This window comes from Arthrobacter sp. 10N410 (assembly GCF_056394945.1).
Genome location: NZ_JBFTIP010000003.1, coordinates 57,112 through 75,163, shown reverse-complemented (window position 1 = coordinate 75,163; position 18,052 = coordinate 57,112). Strand labels below are relative to the sequence as shown.

Sequence of the window (18,052 nt, the reverse complement as noted above, 5' to 3'; positions counted from 1 at the left end):
TCAAGTTTATGGCTAGGCTAAGCCTATGGTGGATCAGCCCGCGGACGGCGTATATCCGGAACATTGGGAAGCCGATGTCGTGCTGCGCGACGGCGGGACAGCGCACCTGCGCCCCATCCACCCCGCCGACTCCGACGCGGTGCAGGCCTTCCATGTGGGCCAGTCGCAGAAGTCGATCTACATGCGCTTCTTCGCCTTCAAGTCCAAGCTGTCCGCCAAGGAACTCAAGCGCTTCACCGAGGTCGACTACAAGGACCGGGTGGCCCTGGTGATCACCATCGGCGGCGAAATCATGGGCATCGGCCGCTACGACCGGCTCGACGACCCGGAAGAGGCGGAGGTGGCGTTCAACATCGCCGACGCGCACCAGGGCCGCGGGATCGGCTCCATCCTGCTCGAACACCTCGCCGCCGCGGCCCGCGAAAACGGCATCCGCAAGTTCAGCGCCGAGGTGCTGCCGGAGAACCGCAAGATGCTGATGGTCTTCTCCGACGCCGGTTACGACGTCAAACGGCACTTCGACGACGGCGTCGTGAGCCTCGAGTTCAACATCGACCCCACGGACAAGTCCCGGGCCGTGATGGAGTCCCGCGAACACCGCGCCGAGGCCCGCAGCATCCAGGAACTGCTCGCCCCGTCCTCGGTGGCCGTCATCGGTGCCAGCCGCAAATGGGGCACCGTCGGCTACCAGCTGCTGGAACACATCATCGAGGGCGGCTTCACCGGCCCGGTCTACGCGATCAACCCCGAGGCCCTGGAACTGGCCGGCATGCTCTCCTTCGCCAAGCTCTCCGAGGTCCCCGGACCGGTCAAGCTCGCCATCATCGCGGTCCCGTATGACGAGGTGCCCAAGGTGGTCCAGGAGTGCGGGGAAGCCGGGGTCAAGGGGATCGTGGTGGCCACCGCCGGCTACGCGGACGACGGCGAACGCGGCCTCGCCCGGCAGCGCGACCTGGTCCGCCAGGCCCGCGCCAACGGCATGCGCGTGATCGGCCCGGCCTCGCTGGGCATCGTCAACACCAACCCCGCCGTGTCCCTCAACGCTTCGATGGCTCCCTCGCTGGCGCGCCGCGGCGGCCTCGGCCTGTTCAGCCAGTCCGCGGCGATCGGCGTCTCGCTCTACGCCGCCTCCAGCCGCCGCCGGGTGGGCATCTCCACCTTCCTCTCCGCCGGGAACCGCGCCGACGTGTCCGGCAACGACATGATGCAGTTCTGGGAGGACGACGCCGACACCACCGCCGTCGGGCTCTACCTCGAATCGATCGGCAACCCGCGCAAGTTCTCCCGCCTGGCCCGGCGGCTCGCGCGGACCAAGCCGGTGATCGTGGCCAAGTCCGATGCGATGGGCCTGAACCTGCCTCCCGGCCACGCCGTGCGCACCACGCAGGCGCCGCCCGAGGCCCTGGACGCCATGATGCGGCAGGCGGGCGTGATCCGGGTGGAGACCATTGAAGAGCTGATGGACGTCGCCCAGATCGTCTCCAGCCAGCCGCTGCCGAAGGGGCCCGGCGTGGCCGTGTTCAGCAACTCAAGCGCGCTCGGCAAGGTGGTGGCCGACCGGGCCACCGCGGCCGGTCTCGGCGTGGAGCGCATCGTGGCCGACGTCGACCTGGACGCCGGCATGTCCCGGTCGCTGCCGGCACTACGCCGCAGCCTGCAGGAGACCCTGACCGTCGACTCGGTGCACGCCGTCGTGGTCGCGCTGTTGCCGGCCCGGGGGCTGACCGTCGAAAAGATCGGCGCGGTGCTGGCCGAGTGCTCGGCGGCCGCAGGGAAGCCTGTGGTTGCCGCGTTCACCGGCCTTCTTGACCCGTCCATCTACGTCGAGGGCATGGTCGGCGCTCCCGCCGAAGCCGGCGCGAAATCCGCGGCCGCGGGAGCCGCCGCGGAAGCCACAGCTGCGGAACCGGCCGCCGGGGTGCCCTGCTACTCCAACCCCGGGGCCGCCGTCGCCGCCCTCGCCGCGGTGGTGCGCTACGCCCACTGGGTGGTCCGCGACCAAGGGCTGTTTGTGGAGCCCGAAGGCTGCGACCCGGAGGGCGCCCACGAGGACCTGGAGGAGCTGCTCCGGCCCGTGAGTGGCGAGCAGCTGGTCCGGTTGGACCCTCCGTCCGCCGCGAAGCTGCTGGGCCGCTACGGCATCCGGGTGCTGCCCTCGGAGGGCTTCGAGTCGGAAGACGACGCCGTCGCCGCGGCGGAGCGGCTCGGCTGGCCGGTGGCGCTGAAGACCACGGACCCGGCGCTGCGGCACCGCCTCGACCTTGGCGGGGTACGCCTGGACATCCAGGACGCCGACTCGCTGCGCCGCAACATCGCCCAGATGCGCAAGTCGCTGCAGCGCTACGGCTCACCGTCCCTCGAGGTCCAGTCGATGGCCCCGGTGGGGCAAGCCTGCACCTTCCGCGCCATCGAGGACCCGCTGCTGGGCCCGGTGGTGTCCTTCGGGCTGGCCGGCGACGCCGTGAACCTCCTCGATGACTGGGCCCACCGGGTGCCGCCGCTCTCCGGCTCCGACGTGCACGACTTCATCCGCGCGCCCCGCGCGTCGCGCAAACTCTTCGGCTACCAGGGCCTGCCCGCCGTCGACGCTGCCGCGCTCGAGGACCTGGCGGCCCGGCTGACCAGGCTCAAGGACAACCACCCCGAGATCGCCCTGGTGGAGTTCAACCCGGTGCTGGCAGGACCCGACGGCGCCGTGATCCTGGCCGCCGACGTCCGGATTGCCAACGCCGCCCAGCGCACGGACACGGCCAGGCGGGCCATGCGCAGTTAGCATGTCCCCAGCCGATCTGTGAAAATGGGAGCCATGAGTTCCCAGCCTCCAGCATCCCAGCCCCAGGCGTCCGTCTCCGGCCGCCACGGCTCCCCGCACCATGGCCTGCACGACCACAGCGCGCAGGGCCAAAGCCTGGACGGCGCCCTCCAGCAGGCAGGCTTCTACCCCCGCCTGGTCGCCGACGTCGTCGCCGACGCCCTGGACGGCCGCGACTGCGTGGCCCACCTGGTCCACCTCGAGACCCACTTTGACCGTGCCGAAGTGCGCCGGCACATCACCGTGCTCGTGCTGACCGAGGACATGCTGGTGATCACCCATGTGGACGACCAGCAGCTCGACGAGGCCGGCGAGCAAATCGTCGCCCAGGTTTCCACCGAGTCCGTCCCCGTCACGCAGATCCGCTCGGTGGTGCTCAGCTACGTCTACGCACAGCCGCAGGACTACAAGCCCTCGGACCCGGTCCGTGAGCTGACCCTCTCGATCGCCTGGTCCGGCGGCCAGCGCCTCGACATGGGCCCCGCCAGCTGCGGTGACCCGCAGTGCGAAGCCGACCACGGCTACAGCGGCACGATCGCGCAGGAGGACATCGTGCTGCGGATCAGCGCCGAAGCCGACGGCCTGCAGGCCGTGCAGGACGCGAAGCTCTTCGCCCGCGCACTCCGGGCCGTGAACACCGGCTCCACGGCCCCCGCGCCGCACGGTGTCCCCACGCTTCCGCCGCGCCCCCGTACCGGCGTCTTCGGAAACCGCCTCAGCCGCGGCCACCAGCGCTGAGATGGTGCCGGTCCGCGCCTCCGGGTCCCCGCTGCCTTCGCCGCAGGCGTCCGTCCGTGCTCCCGGCGGCCCCGCCGGGATGCCCGCGCCCCCGGCCTATGGGGAACGTTCCATCGCGGAGGTGCTCAGCAGCGCCGCGGCCAGCCTCGGCGTCCCCGGTTTCCAGAACCGGCTGAACCTCCCTTCGGCAAAGCACGTCTGCGTCGTCCTGGCCGATGGCCTCGGCCGGCAGCTGCTCAAGCAGAAGATCGCCCACACCCCGTTCCTGCGCTCGGTGCTGCAGGCCGGCCAGGGAGCCGTGCCGGTGTGGCTCGATGCGGCCTTCCCCTCCACCACGGCCGCGTCGCTGGCCAGTTTCGGGACCGGGCTGCCCGCCGGGCAGCATGGGATGGTCGGCTACGACGTGCTGGACCCGGACCAGGACCGGGTGGTCAACATGCTGGGCAACTGGGACGACGGCGTCGACCCTCAGCTCTGGCAGCCCCTGCCCACCGTGTTCGAGCGGGCCGCCGGGCACGTCGACGTGAGCACTGTCGCCCTGCCGCGGTTCAGCGACTCCGCCATGACCCAGGCCGCGCTGCGGGGCGGACGCTTCCTGGCCGGAACCACCTCGCACGCCCGGACCGCGGCCGCGGCGGAAGCCATGGCCGGGGCGGACAGCTCGCTGATGTACTTCTACGTCCACGAACTGGACAAGGCAGGGCACCGTTACGGCTGCCAGTCGCCGCAGTGGGAACACCAGCTCGAAGAGCTCGACGCGACCGTCCGCCGGCTCAATGCCACCCTCCCCGCCGGCACCACCGTACTGGTCACCGGTGACCACGGGATGCTCGACGTGCCGGAATCGCAGCGGATCGACTACTCCGCCGAGCCGGACCTCATCGCAGGCGTCCGGCACACGGCTGGGGAGCCGCGCATGGTCCACCTCTACCTGGAGGATGGAGCCGGCGACGCCGGCCGGCTGCGGCTACTGGAGGCCTGGCAGGCCCGTTTCGGTGACCGGATCTGGGCCTTCACCCGGGAAGAGGCCGTGGCTGCAGGACTCTTCGGCGAGGTCCGGGGCCCGGTCGGGCCGCGGATCGGCGACATCATGATCGCTGCCCGCGACGCGCTGGCGTTCTACGACACCCGCAGGGTCCAGGCCAGGGCGCTGGAGGTGGTGGGGCAGCACGGCTCGCTGACCAAAGCGGAGCGCGAAATACCGCTGCTGTGCTTCGCCGCGGAAGGAAAGCCGGGTGGGCCCAAGGCCGCCGGGAAGGCCGCCAACAAAGCTCCGCGCCGCTGATTTGGTCCCTGGCGGGGCGGAGACCCTAGTCGCTGCGGGTGCCGAAGACGATTTCGTCCCAGCTGGGCACACTGGAGCGCTTGGGCTTGGAGGGCTGGCGCTCCGGCGTTTCGGGCTCACGTTCGTTCCGGGAGGCTTCGTTCCTGGAGGCTTCGCTGCGGGATGCCGCTGATGACTCGTTCTGCGCCCGCCGGGACGGTCCGCCGCCCAGGAGCTCATCCAGTCCGGGGCTGGACGTGGGACCGGTGCGTACCGGGCGCAGCTGCGAGGCCGCGATGGTGATCTCGCGGGTCTCGGTGCTGACCCCGTCGTGAAGCTTCAGCGCGTCGTCTTCGCTATTGTCCTGGTGCCGTGGCGCCAGGCTCAAGCGGGAGAGCATGGACGGCCGGGCGTCCCGGCGTCGGGTCAGGGCGTCGGGGTTGGGAATCGAATGCGGTTCGGCTGACGCCACGGGCGGGGTTGCTTCCTCTGCCGGCTCGTCCTCCCGTGGCGCCTCAACCTCCACCACGTCGTCTTCGGTCTCGTTCAGCGACGGAACCTCGGACGGCCGCGGGTGGGCGGCGGGAACACCGTTTGTCAGCAGCAGCGCCAGGGCGTCGTCGGCGTCTTCATCCAGGCCGAGGCGCTGCCCGCGGCGGGAACGGAGCATGTCCAGCAGCCCGTCGGCGTCCTTCTCCTGCTGAACTCCGTGCTGCTGAACGATGCTGAGCTGCGCCGTGGCACTGCGTGCCGCGGCTTCCGCATCGGTCTCGAAATCAAAGGGCCGGTCCGAAACCGCCGAGAGGCGGCGGGCCGGGATAGGGCCGTCCATCGGCTCGAGTTCGCTGAGCTGCTGGGCCCAGCGGTTGGCGTTCTGCAACGACTTGCGCGCCGGGCTGAACGTCCACATGGCCGGCGGCTCTTCACCGATCGCGGCGTGGGCGCCGGGCTGTGCATCGAAACGGGCCACCACGTTCCAGCTGCCGTCCGGGCGTCGCCAGGAGTCCCATTCCACCGTTGAAGGCTCGATTCCATGGGCCCGCAGCCGGTGCATGACCATGTCGTCCAAGGTCGCTGGCTGGTCGCCGAAGAAGGAGCGGTAGCTGTCGTGACCCGCGGAAGGGGAGGCCACTTCGATTTTGCGTGCCTGCTGGGCGACGTACTCGCGTTCGGCCAGCACGGGGCCCTCGTACCGCTGCACCTTGGCCAGCGGAATGCCGGAAAGAGCGGCCACCTCCGCGGCGGTCGCACCGCTGCGGATCCTGGCCTGGATATCGCGGGGGGACATGGCAATGGGCTCCGCGCCCCCGCCGGAAGCAGCCCTCGCCGGCGTCCGGCTCGCAGCCGCCCGAAGAGCCTCATCGATCGGCAGCTGGAACATCGCGCCGCCGGTGCCACTCAACAGGAGATGCTCCCCGTCGTCGTGGACGCCTACAAGCCGTAGATCCTGCATACAAATCCTCCACCCTGGCATTACTAACATTCGAAACTCTGCCACCGTTGGGTCCCAATTCGGGTTAGGAGGGAGGGCGCGCCGTGATTTTCCGCGACTTTCCGCCGGATGGGGGCCGTCCGGAGCGGACGCCGCCGCCGCCGGACCACTGGCCTCTGGCGCTCGGCAGGGGTTTGGGCAAAAATGACCCGACATCGGGCACAAAAAGCGATTGTCCGGCGTTGACATCGGTGAACCGAACCCGGACCGGGGCGGGGGCTACCAGCCCCGCCGGTGCGGCGGAGGCGGACCAACCCAACGAATGCGGAGTGTGAGCAACAACTAATGGCGACAGACTACGATGCGCCGCGCAAGACTGAGGAAGACCTCAACGAGGACTCCATCGAGGAACTGAAGTCGCGGCGTACGGACAAGCCTTCCGCGGTGGTCGATGAAGACGAAACCGACCTCGCCGAAGGCTACGAACTCCCGGGCGCCGACCTTTCCGGCGAGGAGCTGCTGGTCCGGGTGCTGCCCGCCCAAGCAGACGAATTCACCTGTGCCTCCTGCTTCCTGGTCCGCCACCGTTCGCAGATCGCCCGCGAAAAGGACGGCCTGAAGTACTGCAAGGACTGCGAGGGCTAAGGGCCGCCGCCCTCCTGCCGGCCTGGGACCGGCCCGGGCCGTTGTTAGCCGGGGTTGTTAGCGCGACAGCGCCGTGACGAGCTCGTCGGGGTGCCGCGTGGACGCCAGCCAATACGGGGTGCGGTCCGAGGGGTCGGTGATCTCGATGCGGACCACCGGGTCGATCCAGCCGCGGATGCACATGAAGGCGAGGCCGTTGAGCCGGGTGCCGCGCTCCGCCGTCGCCTCCGCGCCGCGGAAGGCCGTGGCCTCGCCGACGAAACGGCGTTCAATCGTCGCCCGGCCCACGCGCAGCGTTGCGGCCGTCACCGTGATGGACGGCGTGGACACGATCAGCAACACCGCCAGGATCGTGAAGAGCACGACGGCGGCGGTGATGCCGGCGGCCATACTGATCGGCGCGAACACCAGGATGCCGGCCGCGGCCAGCCCGGCAGCCACCAGCCAGATCCAGAAATTCGGCCAAAGCTTTTCGCTGAACAGGACGGTGGCGTCGTTGGGGGTGCTGTTGGAGGCCGGCATGGCTGCGCTGGATTCGGGCATGAGCCCAGCTTTCCACTTTTCCCGGGCCATTTCACCTTGGCCGCCAGGCCGCCGCCCGCGGACACCGGGGGCGGCGGCGCGGTAGGTCTATCCTCCCCGCGGGCGTTACAGTGGGGAACTGTGACTGAAGAAACCACTGCCGTGAATACCCCGGCGGCAGACCCCTCGGCCAGCGGCCTTCCGGCCTACGGAGCCCCCACCCTGACGGTGCAGCTGAAGATGCTCGACGACGGCCTGCAGCCGCCGTCGTACGCCCACCCGGGCGACGCCGGCGCGGACCTGCGTGCCCGCGAGGACGTTGTGCTCGGGCCGGGGGAGCGGCGGCTGGTGCCCACCGGGGTGTCCATCGCGCTTCCTGACGGCTTTGTCGCCTTGATCCACCCCCGTTCCGGCCTGGCCACCAAGCACGGCCTGACCGTGGTGAACGCACCCGGCACGGTGGACGCGGGCTACCGCGGGGAGATTGCCGTGACTCTGCTGAATACTGACCGCGACGAGGCGATTGAACTGCGCCGCGGCGATAGAATTGCACAAATGGTCATCCAGCGCGTGGAGTACGCGGAGTTCGTGCCCGTCCAGGAGCTCAGCGATTCGGTCCGCGGCGCCGGCGGCTTCGGCTCCACCGGCGGTTTCGGCGCCCCCGGGGCCTGAGCCCCGCCCGTTTGACGCATCTGTTCCCTGTCCCGAGGCCGAGCGCCTGGCACAGGATCACAACTAAGGAGACAACACCATGGTTTTTGGGCGTGGCAGGAAAGCCAAGCAGGAGCAGTTGACGGACACCGGCGACACCCGGGAGGACGCAGCTGTTGACGCCGGCGCGCCCGCCGAGGGCACGGCTGGCGCCCTGCGGAGCGCCGGTCCCCATGACGTCGCGGACATCGACAACCAGGACGGCTACGTCGACCTCGGCGCCCTGTTGATTGCCCCGCGCGAAGGGCTGCAGCTCCGCCTTGAGGTCGAGGAAGCCACCCAGCGCGTCGTGGCCGTCACCATGGACCTGGAAGGTTCGAGCCTGCAGCTGCAGGCCTTCGCCGCGCCCCGCTCCGAAGGCCTCTGGGACGAAATCCGTGAGCAGATCGGCCAGTCCGTGGGCAGCCAGGGCGGCCAGGTTGAGGAGATTGAGGGCCACTTCGGCATCGAGCTCGTCGCCAAGCTGCCGGCCGGCGACGGCAGCGAGGGCTATCGGGTGGCTCGGTTCATCGGCGTCGACGGCCCCCGCTGGTTCCTCCGCGGTGTCCTCGGCGGAGACGCCGCACTGGACCGCGACGCCGCCGCCGGACTCGAGGAACTGTTCCGCCAGATCGTCGTGGTGCGGGGCGAGAGCCCCATGCCGCCGCGCGAGCTGCTTCAGCTCCGCCTTCCCCGGGACTCCGGCGTCGCGGCACCGCAGGGTGCCCCGGAGTTCGAGCAACCCGAGCGCGGACCGGAGATTACCCAGATTGGTTGATGCCGCCGGCAAGAAAGCTGCCGCAGCCGTCCCCGTGCGGGGGCTGCCCGAGCGCGGACGTGTGCTGTGCCGCGGCTTCATTGAATCCGTGACCTATGCCCCGGCCAGCGAGGTGGCAGCTTTCACAGCCATCGTCACCGACCATGACGCCCCGCCGGCCAAGGCGCGGCCGGCCGCTTCTGGGGTCCAGGCCGCCCAAGCCGGCCAGCCCGGCGTCCGGCGCAAGCGGCCTGCCGCGGCCGCCGACCGGCTCCGCGTGATCTGGCTGGGACGGCGCCGCATCCCCGGCGTGAAGGCCGGCCTGGAGCTACGGCTCGAGGGCATGGTCACTGTCCGGGACGGGCTGCCCACCATGTTTAATCCGCGCTACGAAATACTTTCCCGCCTGGAGGAACAATGAGCACGCCCGAAGACCAGCAGCCCTCGGTGGCCCAGCTCGCCGAAGGCTACGCGGCGAAGGCGGGACTGCACCGCACCAGCAACGGCAACATCGACGTGCTCAAGAGCGCCGGCGGTGTCCAGGGCATCGCCGAAAGCATCCTTCCGGGGCTGGTGTTCCTGATCGCCTTCACCGTGACCCGTGAACTTCCGCTGGCCCTGATCGCCGCGCTGGCGGTGGCCGCGGCGTTTACCGTCGCCCGGCTGATCCAGCGCAAGCCGCTGACGCAGGCGCTGGCCGGCATTGTCGGCGTCGGGCTATCAGCCTGGCTCGCGAACTCGACCGGCAAGGCCGAGGACTTCTACGTCCTGGGCTTCTTCACCAACCTCGGCTACATCCTTGCGATGTCGATCTCCATCGCGGTGCGCTGGCCCTTCGCCGGGCTGCTGTTCGGTTTCATCCGGAACGAGGGCCTGGACTGGCGCAAGCATCCGGCCCGGGTGAAGGCCTACCGGATCGGCACCTGGGTGATCATTTCGGTCCTGGCCCTGCGCCTGATCGTGCAGGTCCCGCTGTACCTAATGGGGGAGCAGGGCCTCGCAGGCCTCGCCACCACCAGGCTCATCATGGGCGCGCCGCTGTACATCCTGGGCATGTGGGTCGCCTGGCTGCTCACCCGTCCCGCGCCGGCCCCGGCTGACCAGCCGAGCGAAGCCGACTAACCCGCAGTTGTTGTCGTTTTGAGCGGTCAAAACGACAACAACTGCGAGCCAGTTGGGCGGTTCAGCCGTCGAAGCCGTCGTCGCCGGCGGGCTGGGTCTCGCGGCCATGCAGGTCCGCGTTGACCGGGTGCTGGCCGGCGCTCGAAGGTTCACCGGCTGACTCGACCTCGGACTCCGGGGCCGAGAGCAGGGCCCGCAGCCCGTCCTCGGCAACGATGGTGGTGACGAAGAACAGCTCGTCGCCGCCGTCGATCACGTCGTCCCGGCTCGGCGTGATGGGCGCCTGGTCGCGCAGGATCGCCACCAGGGTCGCATCCTCCGGCCAGTCGATGTCGCCCACGGTCAGGCCAATCACGTGCGAATCATGCGGCACCGTGAACTCCACCAGCGAGGACACCCCGGTCTGCAGGGTGAGCAGGCGGACCAGGTCGCCGATCTCCACGGCCTCTTCCACGAGGGCTGTCATCAGCTGCGGGGTGTTCACCGCGACGTCGACGCCCCAGGAATCATCGAACATCCAGTCGTTCTTCGGGTTGTTCACCCGGCCGACGGTCCGTCCCACACCGAACTCGGTCTTGGCCAGCAGCGAGACCACAAGGTTCACCTTGTCGTCGCCCGTCGCGGAGACCACGACGTCGGCGTCCTCCAGCCGGGCGTCCTTGAGGGTGCTGAGCTCGCAGGCATCGCCGACCAGCCAGTGCGCGCCGCGCAGCCCGCTGCGGCCGATCACCTCGGGCTTGAGGTCGATCAGCAGGATCTCGTGTTTGTGGGCCAGCAATTCACGGGCGATCGAGGAACCGACGCTGCCCGCCCCGACGATGACAACTTTCACTTAGGACTCCTTGGCGGGGGACTTGGCAAGAATGTGGGCGACCTCGGAGGTGCGGTCCACGCTGAGCATGGCGTGGACCGTGTCGCCGTCCTGGTACGAGGTTCCGGGCCCGGGGAGGATACCCTCGCCGAAGCGCGTGAGGTAGGCGACGCGGATGTCGGCGGCCTTTTCAAGCGCGGACACCGGGTGGCCGATCCAGCCGGAGTCCACGTCCACCTCGGCCAGCACCAGCCGGCCGGAGGGGTCGCGGAAATCACCGGCGAGGTGCTGTTCCGGAAGGATCCGCCGGAGCACCTGGTCCGCGCTCCAGCGCACCGCCGCGACCGTGGGGATGCCGAGGCGCTGGTAGATCTCCGCGCGGCCCGGATCGTAGATCCGCGCCACGACGTGCGGAACGTGGAACGTCTCGCGGGCCACCCGGGTGGCCAGGATGTTGGAGTTGTCGCCGCTGGACACGGCAGCGAAGGCGTAGGCCTCCTCGACCCCGGCCTGCTTGAGGGTTTCCCGGTCAAAGCCGACGCCGGTGACCTTGCGGCCGGAGAAACCGGTCCGGAGCCGGCGGAACGCACGGTCGTCCTGGTCGATGATCGCGACCGAATGGCCGGCGTCCTCCAGTGTGTGCGCCAGGGTTGCCCCGACACGGCCACAACCCATGATCACGAAGTGCGCCACACGTGCCTCCTCAAGCTTCTGTGTCTGTTGCTGCGTAAAACTCTACCGGCCACCGGGGCCCCGGAGCCGGTCCGACGGCGGTGCGGCCGGGCGCCTGCCCGCAGGCAGGCTTCGCCGTCATGACATCGCGTCCGAATCAGACTAGCTTTGTCTGGTGCTGACAATTTTCAATGCCGTGAAGCGGGTGCTGGTAGGCAGGCCCTTCCGGAACGACCGTCTGGCCCACACCCTGCTGCCGAAGCGGATCGCGCTCCCCATTTTCGCCTCCGACGCGCTGTCCTCGGTGGCCTACGCGCCGGACGAAATCCTGTTGACCCTGGCGCTGGCCGGCGTCAGCGCGGTGGCGTTTTCCCCCTGGGTGGGGCTCGCCGTCATGGTGGTGCTGCTCACAGTGGTGGCCTCCTACCGCCAGAATGTGCACGCTTACCCCTCCGGCGGCGGCGACTACGAGATCGCCAACGAAAACCTGGGCAAGTACGCCGGCCTCACCGTCGCCTCGGCCCTGCTGGTGGACTACGTGCTCACCGTCGCGGTGTCGATGTCCTCGGCCGCCGCCTACCTGACCACTGCCGTCCCCTCGCTGCACGGCCAGCAGGCAGCGATCGCCACGATCGGCGTCGTAATCCTGGCCCTCGTGAACCTGCGCGGCATCCGCGAAGCCGGCAGTGTCTTCGCGGTGCCCACCTACATCTTTATGTTCTCAATCCTCGGCATGACCGCCGTCGGCGTCTTCCAAGCCGCCACCGGCCAGCTCGGCCAGGCGCCGTCGGCCGAGTTCCAGATCGTCCCGGCCCCCGGCTTCGACGAGGGACTGGTCGGACTCACCGGGGCGTTCCTGCTGCTCCGTGCGTTCTCCTCCGGCGCCGCGGCCCTCACCGGCGTGGAGGCCATCAGCAACGGCGTGCCGAACTTCCGGAAGCCCAAGAGCAAGAACGCAGCCACCACGCTGCTGCTGCTCGGCGTGATAGCGGCCTCCATGCTGGCCGGCATCATCTATCTGGCCAACGCCACCAAGGTCCACATCGTGCTGGACCCGGCGAAGGAGTTCCTGCTCAACGGCAAGCCGGTGGACGAGGACTACATCCAGAACCCGGCCATCAGCCAGATCGCTCAGACCGTCTTCGGCGCCGGCTCCATCCCCTTCTACATCGTGGTCGCCGCCACCGGCGTGATCCTGGTGTTCGCCTCCAATACCGCCTTCAATGGCTTCCCGGTCCTTGGCTCGATCCTTGCCCAGGACGGCTACCTGCCCCGCCAGCTCCGCACCCGCGGGGACCGGCTCGCGTTCAGCAACGGCGTGCTGGCGCTGGCCGCCGGCGCGCTGGTGCTGATCATCGCGTTCAACGCCGACGTCACCAAGCTGATCCAGCTCTACATCGTGGGCGTTTTCATCTCCTTCACGCTGAGCCAGCTCGGCATGATCCGGCACTGGGGACGCGAGCTGAAGCTCGCCAAGGACCCGGCCACCAAGCTGCGGATGGTCAAGTCCCGCACCATCAACACGATCGGCTTCGGCATGACCGGCCTGGTCCTGGTGATCGTGCTGATCACCAAGTTCGAGCAGGGCGCCTGGATAGCGCTGCTGGCCATGTTCATCCTGTTCCTGATCATGTGGAGCATCCGGGCCCACTACGACAACGTGGCCAAGGAACTCGCCGTGGACGAGGATTCCTCGCCCCGGGCGCTGCCCACCCGGGTGCATGCCGTGCTGCTCGTCTCGCACGTGCGCAAGCCCGTGCTCCGGGCGCTGGCCTACGCCCGTGCCTCGCGGCCCTCCCGGCTGGACGCCATCACGGTGGACATCAGCCCGGAGGAGACCGAACAGACCCTGGCGGATTGGGAGAAACTGGAAATCCCGGTGCCGCTGACGGTGCTGGCCAGCCCGTTCCGCGAAACGGTCACGCCGATCATGGAGTACATCAAGAACATGCGGCGCGACTCGCCGCGCGACCTGATCGTCGTCTACATCCCCGAATACGTCGTCGGCAAGTGGTGGGAGCAGCTGGTCCACAACCAGACGGCGCTGCGGATCAAGACGCGGCTGCACTTCGAGCCCGGCGTCATGGTTGCGAGCGTGCCGTGGCAGCTGAAATCGTCCGAGGAAGCCAAGAGACTGCAGGATATCCAATGAGCACCGACACCACGACGCCCGCCCGCACCGAGCTCGTCGTCGACGTCGGCCCCGTCGCGCACGGCGGCCACTGCGTGGCCCGGCACGAGGGCCGCGTGATCTTTGTCCGTCACGGCATCCCCGGCGAGAAAGTCCGGATCCGGCTGACCGACGAGGGCGAGTCCGCCAAGTTCTGGCGCGCCGACGTCGTTGAGGTGCTGGAGGCCTCCCCGGACCGGGTGGAGCACTTCTGGCACGCGGCCGACGCGCAGCGGTCCTGGTCCCACGGCCACCCTCCCGTCGGCGGCGCCGAGCTGGGCCACATCTCGCTGGACCGCCAGCGCAGCCTCAAATCCGAGGTGCTGGCCGAGCAGCTGCACCGCCTGGCCGGCGTCGACGTGCCCGTCACGGTTGAGGCTGTGGGGGAGGCGGCCACCGGCGCGGCGACCGGCCTGGCCTGGCGCACCCGCGCAGGTTTCGCCGTGACGCCGGGAGGCAAGCTCGGCATGCATGCGCACCGCTCCGACGCCGTGTTCCCGGTCCGTGAGATGCCGCTGGCCGTCGAGGGCATCAACGCCCTGAAACTCTGGGACATCGACCTGCAGGGGATTGAACGGATTGACGTCGCAGCTCCTGCCAACGGGTCGCGGCCGCTGGTGCTCCTGGTGCCCTCGGCCGGAACCCGGGCCAAGCGGCTCAGCGCCGTCCTGGCCCAACTGCCGGACGACGTCTCGGTGGCGCGGGTGGACCCGGGCACGGGCGAGGTGACGCAGTTGCGGGGCCGCACCTGGGTGCAGGAAACGGCGGCCGGCCACGAGTACCGGGTCACCGGCGACGGCTTCTGGCAGATCCACCGCGACGCCCCGGACACCCTGGTGGGGGCCGTCACCGGCTTCCTGCACGACGGCGGCTACCTGGCCGCCGGGGCAGTCGTGGCGGACCTTTACGCCGGCGCGGGGCTCTTCACCGCACCCCTCGCCGACGCCGTCGGCGTCACCGGCTCCGTGCTGTCCGTGGAAGGGGCGCCCGGCACCAGCCGGGATGCCCGCAAGAACCTGCACGGCGCATCCCAGGTCGAAATCGTGCAGGGGAAAGTGGAGCGCGTGCTGCGGCAGAAGCCGCGCAACTTCGACGCCCTGGTACTTGACCCGCCCCGGGCCGGCGCCGGCAAAGCCGTGGTCAACCAGCTGGTCGCGGCCGGTCCCCGGGCGATCGCCTACGTCTCCTGCGATCCGGCGTCATTTGCCCGCGACGTGGGCTACTTCCAGCAGGCCGGCTGGGTACTCGGGGAGCTGCGTGCCTTCGACCTGTACCCGCACACCCACCACATGGAGACTGTGGCGTTGCTGACTCCCCGGGGCTAAGGCCACTAGGATGGGCGGAGTAGTCCGACCTCGCGCACTGCAGTCCCTGAAATGAGTTTCACTACACATGTCCTAGTTAGGCTGCCCTAACTAGCAAGGGGTCTGCGGCGCGACAAAGATGAAACTGTTGCGAGAGGAGTCCTGCGATGAGCATTGTGGACAGCTTCGGTTCAAAAGGCAAACTTAATGTAGCCGGTACCGAATACGAAATTTTCCGGTTGAACTCCGTTGAAGGTGCAGAAAACCTTCCGTTCAGCCTCAAGGTATTGCTTGAAAACCTGTTGAGGACCGAGGACGGCGCCAACATCACGGCCGATCACGTCCGAGCACTGGCCGGTTGGGACCCCAACGCCGAGCCCGACACTGAAATCCAGTTCACGCCGGCGCGCGTGATCATGCAGGACTTCACTGGCGTGCCCTGCGTTGTCGACCTCGCCACCATGCGCGAGGCCGTGAAGGAACTCGGCGGCGACCCCAAGCGGGTCAACCCGCTGGCGCCGGCGGAAATGGTCATCGACCACTCCGTCCAGATCGACGCCTTCGGCAACTCCGGCGCACTGGAGCGCAATATGGAGATCGAGTACCAGCGCAACGGTGAGCGGTACCAGTTCCTGCGTTGGGGCCAGACCGCGTTCGACGACTTCAAGGTCGTCCCGCCGGGAACCGGCATCGTGCACCAGGTCAACATCGAATACCTGGCCCGCACCGTCATGACCCGCGAAATCGACGGGGTCGTCCGTGCCTACCCGGACACCTGCGTCGGCACCGACTCGCACACCACCATGGTCAACGGCCTCGGCGTGCTCGGCTGGGGCGTCGGCGGCATCGAGGCCGAGGCTGCCATGCTCGGCCAGCCCGTCTCCATGCTGATTCCCCGCGTCGTCGGCTTCAAGCTGACCGGGTCCATCCCGGCCGGCGCCACCGCCACCGACGTCGTGCTCACCATCACCGAGCAGCTGCGCCAGCACGGCGTGGTCGGCAAGTTCGTGGAGTTCTACGGCGAAGGCGTCGCGGCTGTGCCGCTGGCCAACCGCGCCACCATCGGCAACATGAGCCCCGAGTTCGGCTCCACCGCCGCAATGTTCCCGATCGACGACGTCACGCTCGACTACCTGCGCCTCACCGGCCGCTCGGACGAGAACGTGGCCCTCGTGGAGTCCTACGCGAAGGAACAGGGCCTCTGGCACGATCCCTCCCGCGAGATCAAGTTCTCCGAGTACCTTGAGCTGGACCTGTCGACGGTTGTCCCGTCGATCTCCGGCCCGAAGCGCCCGCAGGACCGCATCATCCTCACCGAGTCCAAGGCACAGTTCCGCGAGGACCTGCGCAACTACGTGAAGGAAGAGCTCGCGGACGGCAGCCTGGACGAAGCGATCGACGAAAGCTTCCCGGCTTCCGACTCGCCGTCGTTCACCGCCTCGGCGACCCACCTCACGGACCAGGCGCCGCACGCGCACGGTCCGAAGTCCAACGGCCGCCCGTCCAAGACCGTGGCCGTCAAGACCGCCGACGGCCGCGAGTTCGAGCTGGACCACGGTGCGGTGTCGATCGCCTCGATCACCTCCTGCACCAACACGTCCAACCCGTCCGTGATGCTGGCCGCCGCCCTGCTGGCCCGCAACGCCGTGGACAAGGGCCTCACCTCGAAGCCCTGGGTCAAGACCTCCGTGGCCCCCGGGTCCAAGGTCGTCACCGACTACTACAACAAGTCGGGCCTGACCCCGTACCTGGAGAAGCTGGGCTTCTACATCGTCGGCTACGGCTGCGCGACCTGCATCGGTAACTCCGGTCCGCTCGACGCCGAAATCTCGGAGGCCATCCAGGCCAACGACCTTTCCGTCACCGCAGTCCTCTCCGGTAACCGCAACTTCGAAGGCCGGATCAACCCGGACGTCAAGATGAACTACCTGGCCTCCCCGCCGCTGGTCATCGCGTACGCCCTGGCCGGCACCATGGACTTCGACTTCGAGAACGACGCGCTGGGCCAGGACGAAGCCGGCAACGACATCTTCCTGAAGGACATCTGGCCGAACCCGGTCGAGGTCCAGCAGGTCATCGACTCCTCGATCGACAAGGGCATGTTCGCCCGCGGCTACGAGGGCGTCTTCGACGGCGACGACCGCTGGAAGGCACTCGACACCCCGGCCGGCGACACCTTCGCCTGGGATGAGAAGTCCACCTACGTCCGGAAGCCCCCGTACTTCGAGGGCATGAAGGCCAAGCCGGAGCCGGTCCAGGACATCACCGGAGCGCGCGTGCTGCTCAAGCTCGGCGACTCGGTCACCACGGACCACATCTCCCCGGCCGGTTCCTTCAAGTCGGACACCCCGGCCGGCCAGTACCTGCTGGCCAACGGTGTGGAGCGCAAGGACTTCAACTCCTACGGCTCACGCCGTGGCAACCACGAAGTCATGATCCGCGGCACCTTCGCCAACATCCGGATCAAGAACCAGCTCCTCGACGGCGTCGAGGGCGGCTTCACGCGCGACTTCACGCAGGCCGACGCCCCGCAGGCCTACGTCTACGACGCCGCGCAGAACTACCAGGCCGCCGGCACCCCGCTGGTCGTCCTGGCCGGCAAGGAATACGGCTCCGGCTCGTCCCGTGACTGGGCCGCCAAGGGCACCGCACTGCTGGGCGTCAAGGCTGTCATCGCCGAGAGCTACGAGCGCATCCACCGCTCGAACCTGATCGGCATGGGCGTCCTGCCGCTGCAGTACCCGGCCGGCCAGAACGCCGCCAGCCTGGGCCTGACCGGCACGGAGACCTTCGCGGTCTCCGGCGTCACCGCGCTCAACGAAGGCACCACGCCGAAGACCCTTACGGTCACCGCGACGGCCGAAGACGGCTCCACCACCTCCTTCGATGCGGTCCTGCGCATCGATACCCCGGGTGAAGCCGACTACTACCGCAACGGCGGCATCCTGCAGTACGTGCTGCGCCAGATCTCCGCTAGCTAGCGGCAGCCAGGCAACACCACCCGAAAGCCCCGGCCCGTCCCTGACGGACCGGGGCTTTCGCGTTCCCGGGACCACCGGCACCCGGCCCGGTTCCGAGGCGTTAGAGTTAAAAGGCATGTCTACTACCCGGAG

15 protein-coding genes are annotated in these 18,052 nt (G+C 68.8%); 11 read left to right on the top strand and 4 right to left on the bottom strand.

Annotated elements, in window-relative coordinates; translation table 11 throughout:
- Window positions 1-25 precede the first annotated feature (25 nt).
- The 3 genes from AC1DB8_RS08145 (at window position 26) to AC1DB8_RS08135 (ending at window position 4,835) form a co-directional block, all read left to right on the top strand.
- The gene (locus AC1DB8_RS08145; protein ID WP_476892727.1) at window positions 26-2,773 is read left to right on the top strand and encodes a bifunctional acetate--CoA ligase family protein/GNAT family N-acetyltransferase; all 2,748 of its coding nucleotides are present in this window, start codon (window positions 26-28) and stop codon (window positions 2,771-2,773) included.
- 33 nt (window positions 2,774-2,806) lie between these two features.
- Window positions 2,807-3,550: a DUF5998 family protein gene (locus AC1DB8_RS08140; RefSeq protein ID WP_476892726.1), complete on the top strand. Its 744-nt coding sequence runs from the start codon at window positions 2,807-2,809 to the stop codon at window positions 3,548-3,550.
- A gap of 79 nt (window positions 3,551-3,629) precedes the next feature.
- On the top strand, window positions 3,630-4,835 hold the full coding sequence (locus AC1DB8_RS08135; RefSeq protein ID WP_476893022.1) for an alkaline phosphatase family protein: 1,206 nt from the start codon (window positions 3,630-3,632) through the stop codon (window positions 4,833-4,835).
- A gap of 25 nt (window positions 4,836-4,860) precedes the next feature.
- On the opposite strand, the gene sepH is transcribed toward AC1DB8_RS08135, so the two are convergent.
- Window positions 4,861-6,267 carry a septation protein SepH gene (gene sepH / locus AC1DB8_RS08130; RefSeq protein ID WP_476892725.1) on the bottom strand — a complete coding sequence of 469 codons (1,407 nt, stop codon included), beginning with the start codon at window positions 6,265-6,267 and terminating at the stop codon, window positions 4,861-4,863.
- 324 nt (window positions 6,268-6,591) lie between these two features.
- Here sepH and AC1DB8_RS08125 point away from each other — a divergent pair, with 324 nt between their 5' ends.
- Window positions 6,592-6,891 carry a DUF4193 domain-containing protein gene (locus tag AC1DB8_RS08125; RefSeq protein WP_138769577.1) on the top strand — a complete coding sequence of 100 codons (300 nt, stop codon included), beginning with the start codon at window positions 6,592-6,594 and terminating at the stop codon, window positions 6,889-6,891.
- A gap of 57 nt (window positions 6,892-6,948) precedes the next feature.
- On the opposite strand, the gene AC1DB8_RS08120 is transcribed toward AC1DB8_RS08125, so the two are convergent.
- Window positions 6,949-7,434 carry a DUF3093 domain-containing protein gene (locus AC1DB8_RS08120; protein ID WP_476892724.1) on the bottom strand — a complete coding sequence of 162 codons (486 nt, stop codon included), beginning with the start codon at window positions 7,432-7,434 and terminating at the stop codon, window positions 6,949-6,951.
- A gap of 120 nt (window positions 7,435-7,554) precedes the next feature.
- Here AC1DB8_RS08120 and dut point away from each other — a divergent pair, with 120 nt between their 5' ends.
- The 4 genes from dut to AC1DB8_RS08100 all read left to right on the top strand — a co-directional run bounded on the left by dut (window position 7,555) and on the right by AC1DB8_RS08100 (window position 9,982).
- Window positions 7,555-8,085: a dUTP diphosphatase gene (gene dut, locus AC1DB8_RS08115; RefSeq protein ID WP_476892723.1), complete on the top strand. Its 531-nt coding sequence runs from the start codon at window positions 7,555-7,557 to the stop codon at window positions 8,083-8,085.
- 79 nt (window positions 8,086-8,164) lie between these two features.
- Window positions 8,165-8,881, top strand: coding sequence for a DUF3710 domain-containing protein (locus tag AC1DB8_RS08110; protein WP_476892722.1), 717 nt, complete (start codon window positions 8,165-8,167; stop codon window positions 8,879-8,881).
- A complete protein-coding gene (locus tag AC1DB8_RS08105; RefSeq protein ID WP_476892721.1) occupies window positions 8,874-9,281 on the top strand; it encodes a hypothetical protein in 408 nt (135 codons plus the stop codon). Before AC1DB8_RS08110 ends, AC1DB8_RS08105 begins: the two co-directional genes overlap by 8 nt.
- On the top strand, window positions 9,278-9,982 hold the full coding sequence (locus AC1DB8_RS08100; protein WP_441418827.1) for a DUF3159 domain-containing protein: 705 nt from the start codon (window positions 9,278-9,280) through the stop codon (window positions 9,980-9,982). The genes AC1DB8_RS08105 and AC1DB8_RS08100 overlap by 4 nt, the downstream gene beginning before the upstream one ends.
- 61 nt (window positions 9,983-10,043) lie before the next feature.
- Here the strand turns inward: AC1DB8_RS08100 and AC1DB8_RS08095 are convergent, their stop codons facing one another.
- Both AC1DB8_RS08095 and AC1DB8_RS08090 read right to left on the bottom strand, forming a co-directional pair.
- Complete coding sequence (locus AC1DB8_RS08095) at window positions 10,044-10,814, bottom strand: potassium channel family protein (RefSeq protein ID WP_441418826.1); 771 nt, start codon at window positions 10,812-10,814, stop codon at window positions 10,044-10,046.
- Window positions 10,815-11,486 carry a potassium channel family protein gene (locus AC1DB8_RS08090; protein WP_441418825.1) on the bottom strand — a complete coding sequence of 224 codons (672 nt, stop codon included), beginning with the start codon at window positions 11,484-11,486 and terminating at the stop codon, window positions 10,815-10,817.
- 154 nt (window positions 11,487-11,640) lie between these two features.
- Here AC1DB8_RS08090 and AC1DB8_RS08085 point away from each other — a divergent pair, with 154 nt between their 5' ends.
- The 3 genes from AC1DB8_RS08085 (at window position 11,641) to AC1DB8_RS08075 (ending at window position 17,920) form a co-directional block, all read left to right on the top strand.
- Window positions 11,641-13,617, top strand: coding sequence for an APC family permease (locus AC1DB8_RS08085; protein ID WP_441418824.1), 1,977 nt, complete (start codon window positions 11,641-11,643; stop codon window positions 13,615-13,617).
- Window positions 13,614-14,960, top strand: a complete 1,347-nt coding sequence (locus AC1DB8_RS08080; protein ID WP_476892720.1) for a class I SAM-dependent RNA methyltransferase — start codon at window positions 13,614-13,616, stop codon at window positions 14,958-14,960. The genes AC1DB8_RS08085 and AC1DB8_RS08080 overlap by 4 nt, the downstream gene beginning before the upstream one ends.
- A gap of 146 nt (window positions 14,961-15,106) precedes the next feature.
- The gene (locus tag AC1DB8_RS08075) at window positions 15,107-17,920 is read left to right on the top strand and encodes an aconitate hydratase (RefSeq protein ID WP_441418822.1); all 2,814 of its coding nucleotides are present in this window, start codon (window positions 15,107-15,109) and stop codon (window positions 17,918-17,920) included.
- Window positions 17,921-18,052 lie beyond the last annotated feature (132 nt).

Excerpts from the sequence above, each read along its gene's own strand:
- AC1DB8_RS08145 (WP_476892727.1), top strand. The coding sequence starts at position 26 with ATGGTGGATCAGCCCGCGGACGGCGTATATCCGGAACATTGGGAAGCC.
- AC1DB8_RS08140 (WP_476892726.1), top strand. The coding sequence starts at position 2,807 with ATGAGTTCCCAGCCTCCAGCATCCCAGCCCCAGGCGTCCGTCTCCGGC.
- AC1DB8_RS08135 (WP_476893022.1), top strand. The coding sequence starts at position 3,630 with ATGCCCGCGCCCCCGGCCTATGGGGAACGTTCCATCGCGGAGGTGCTC.
- sepH (WP_476892725.1), bottom strand. The coding sequence starts at position 6,267 with ATGCAGGATCTACGGCTTGTAGGCGTCCACGACGACGGGGAGCATCTC.
- AC1DB8_RS08125 (WP_138769577.1), top strand. The coding sequence starts at position 6,592 with ATGGCGACAGACTACGATGCGCCGCGCAAGACTGAGGAAGACCTCAAC.
- AC1DB8_RS08120 (WP_476892724.1), bottom strand. The coding sequence starts at position 7,434 with ATGCCCGAATCCAGCGCAGCCATGCCGGCCTCCAACAGCACCCCCAAC.
- AC1DB8_RS08110 (WP_476892722.1), top strand. The coding sequence starts at position 8,165 with ATGGTTTTTGGGCGTGGCAGGAAAGCCAAGCAGGAGCAGTTGACGGAC.
- AC1DB8_RS08100 (WP_441418827.1), top strand. The coding sequence starts at position 9,278 with ATGAGCACGCCCGAAGACCAGCAGCCCTCGGTGGCCCAGCTCGCCGAA.
- AC1DB8_RS08080 (WP_476892720.1), top strand. The coding sequence starts at position 13,614 with ATGAGCACCGACACCACGACGCCCGCCCGCACCGAGCTCGTCGTCGAC.
- AC1DB8_RS08075 (WP_441418822.1), top strand. The coding sequence starts at position 15,107 with ATGAGCATTGTGGACAGCTTCGGTTCAAAAGGCAAACTTAATGTAGCC.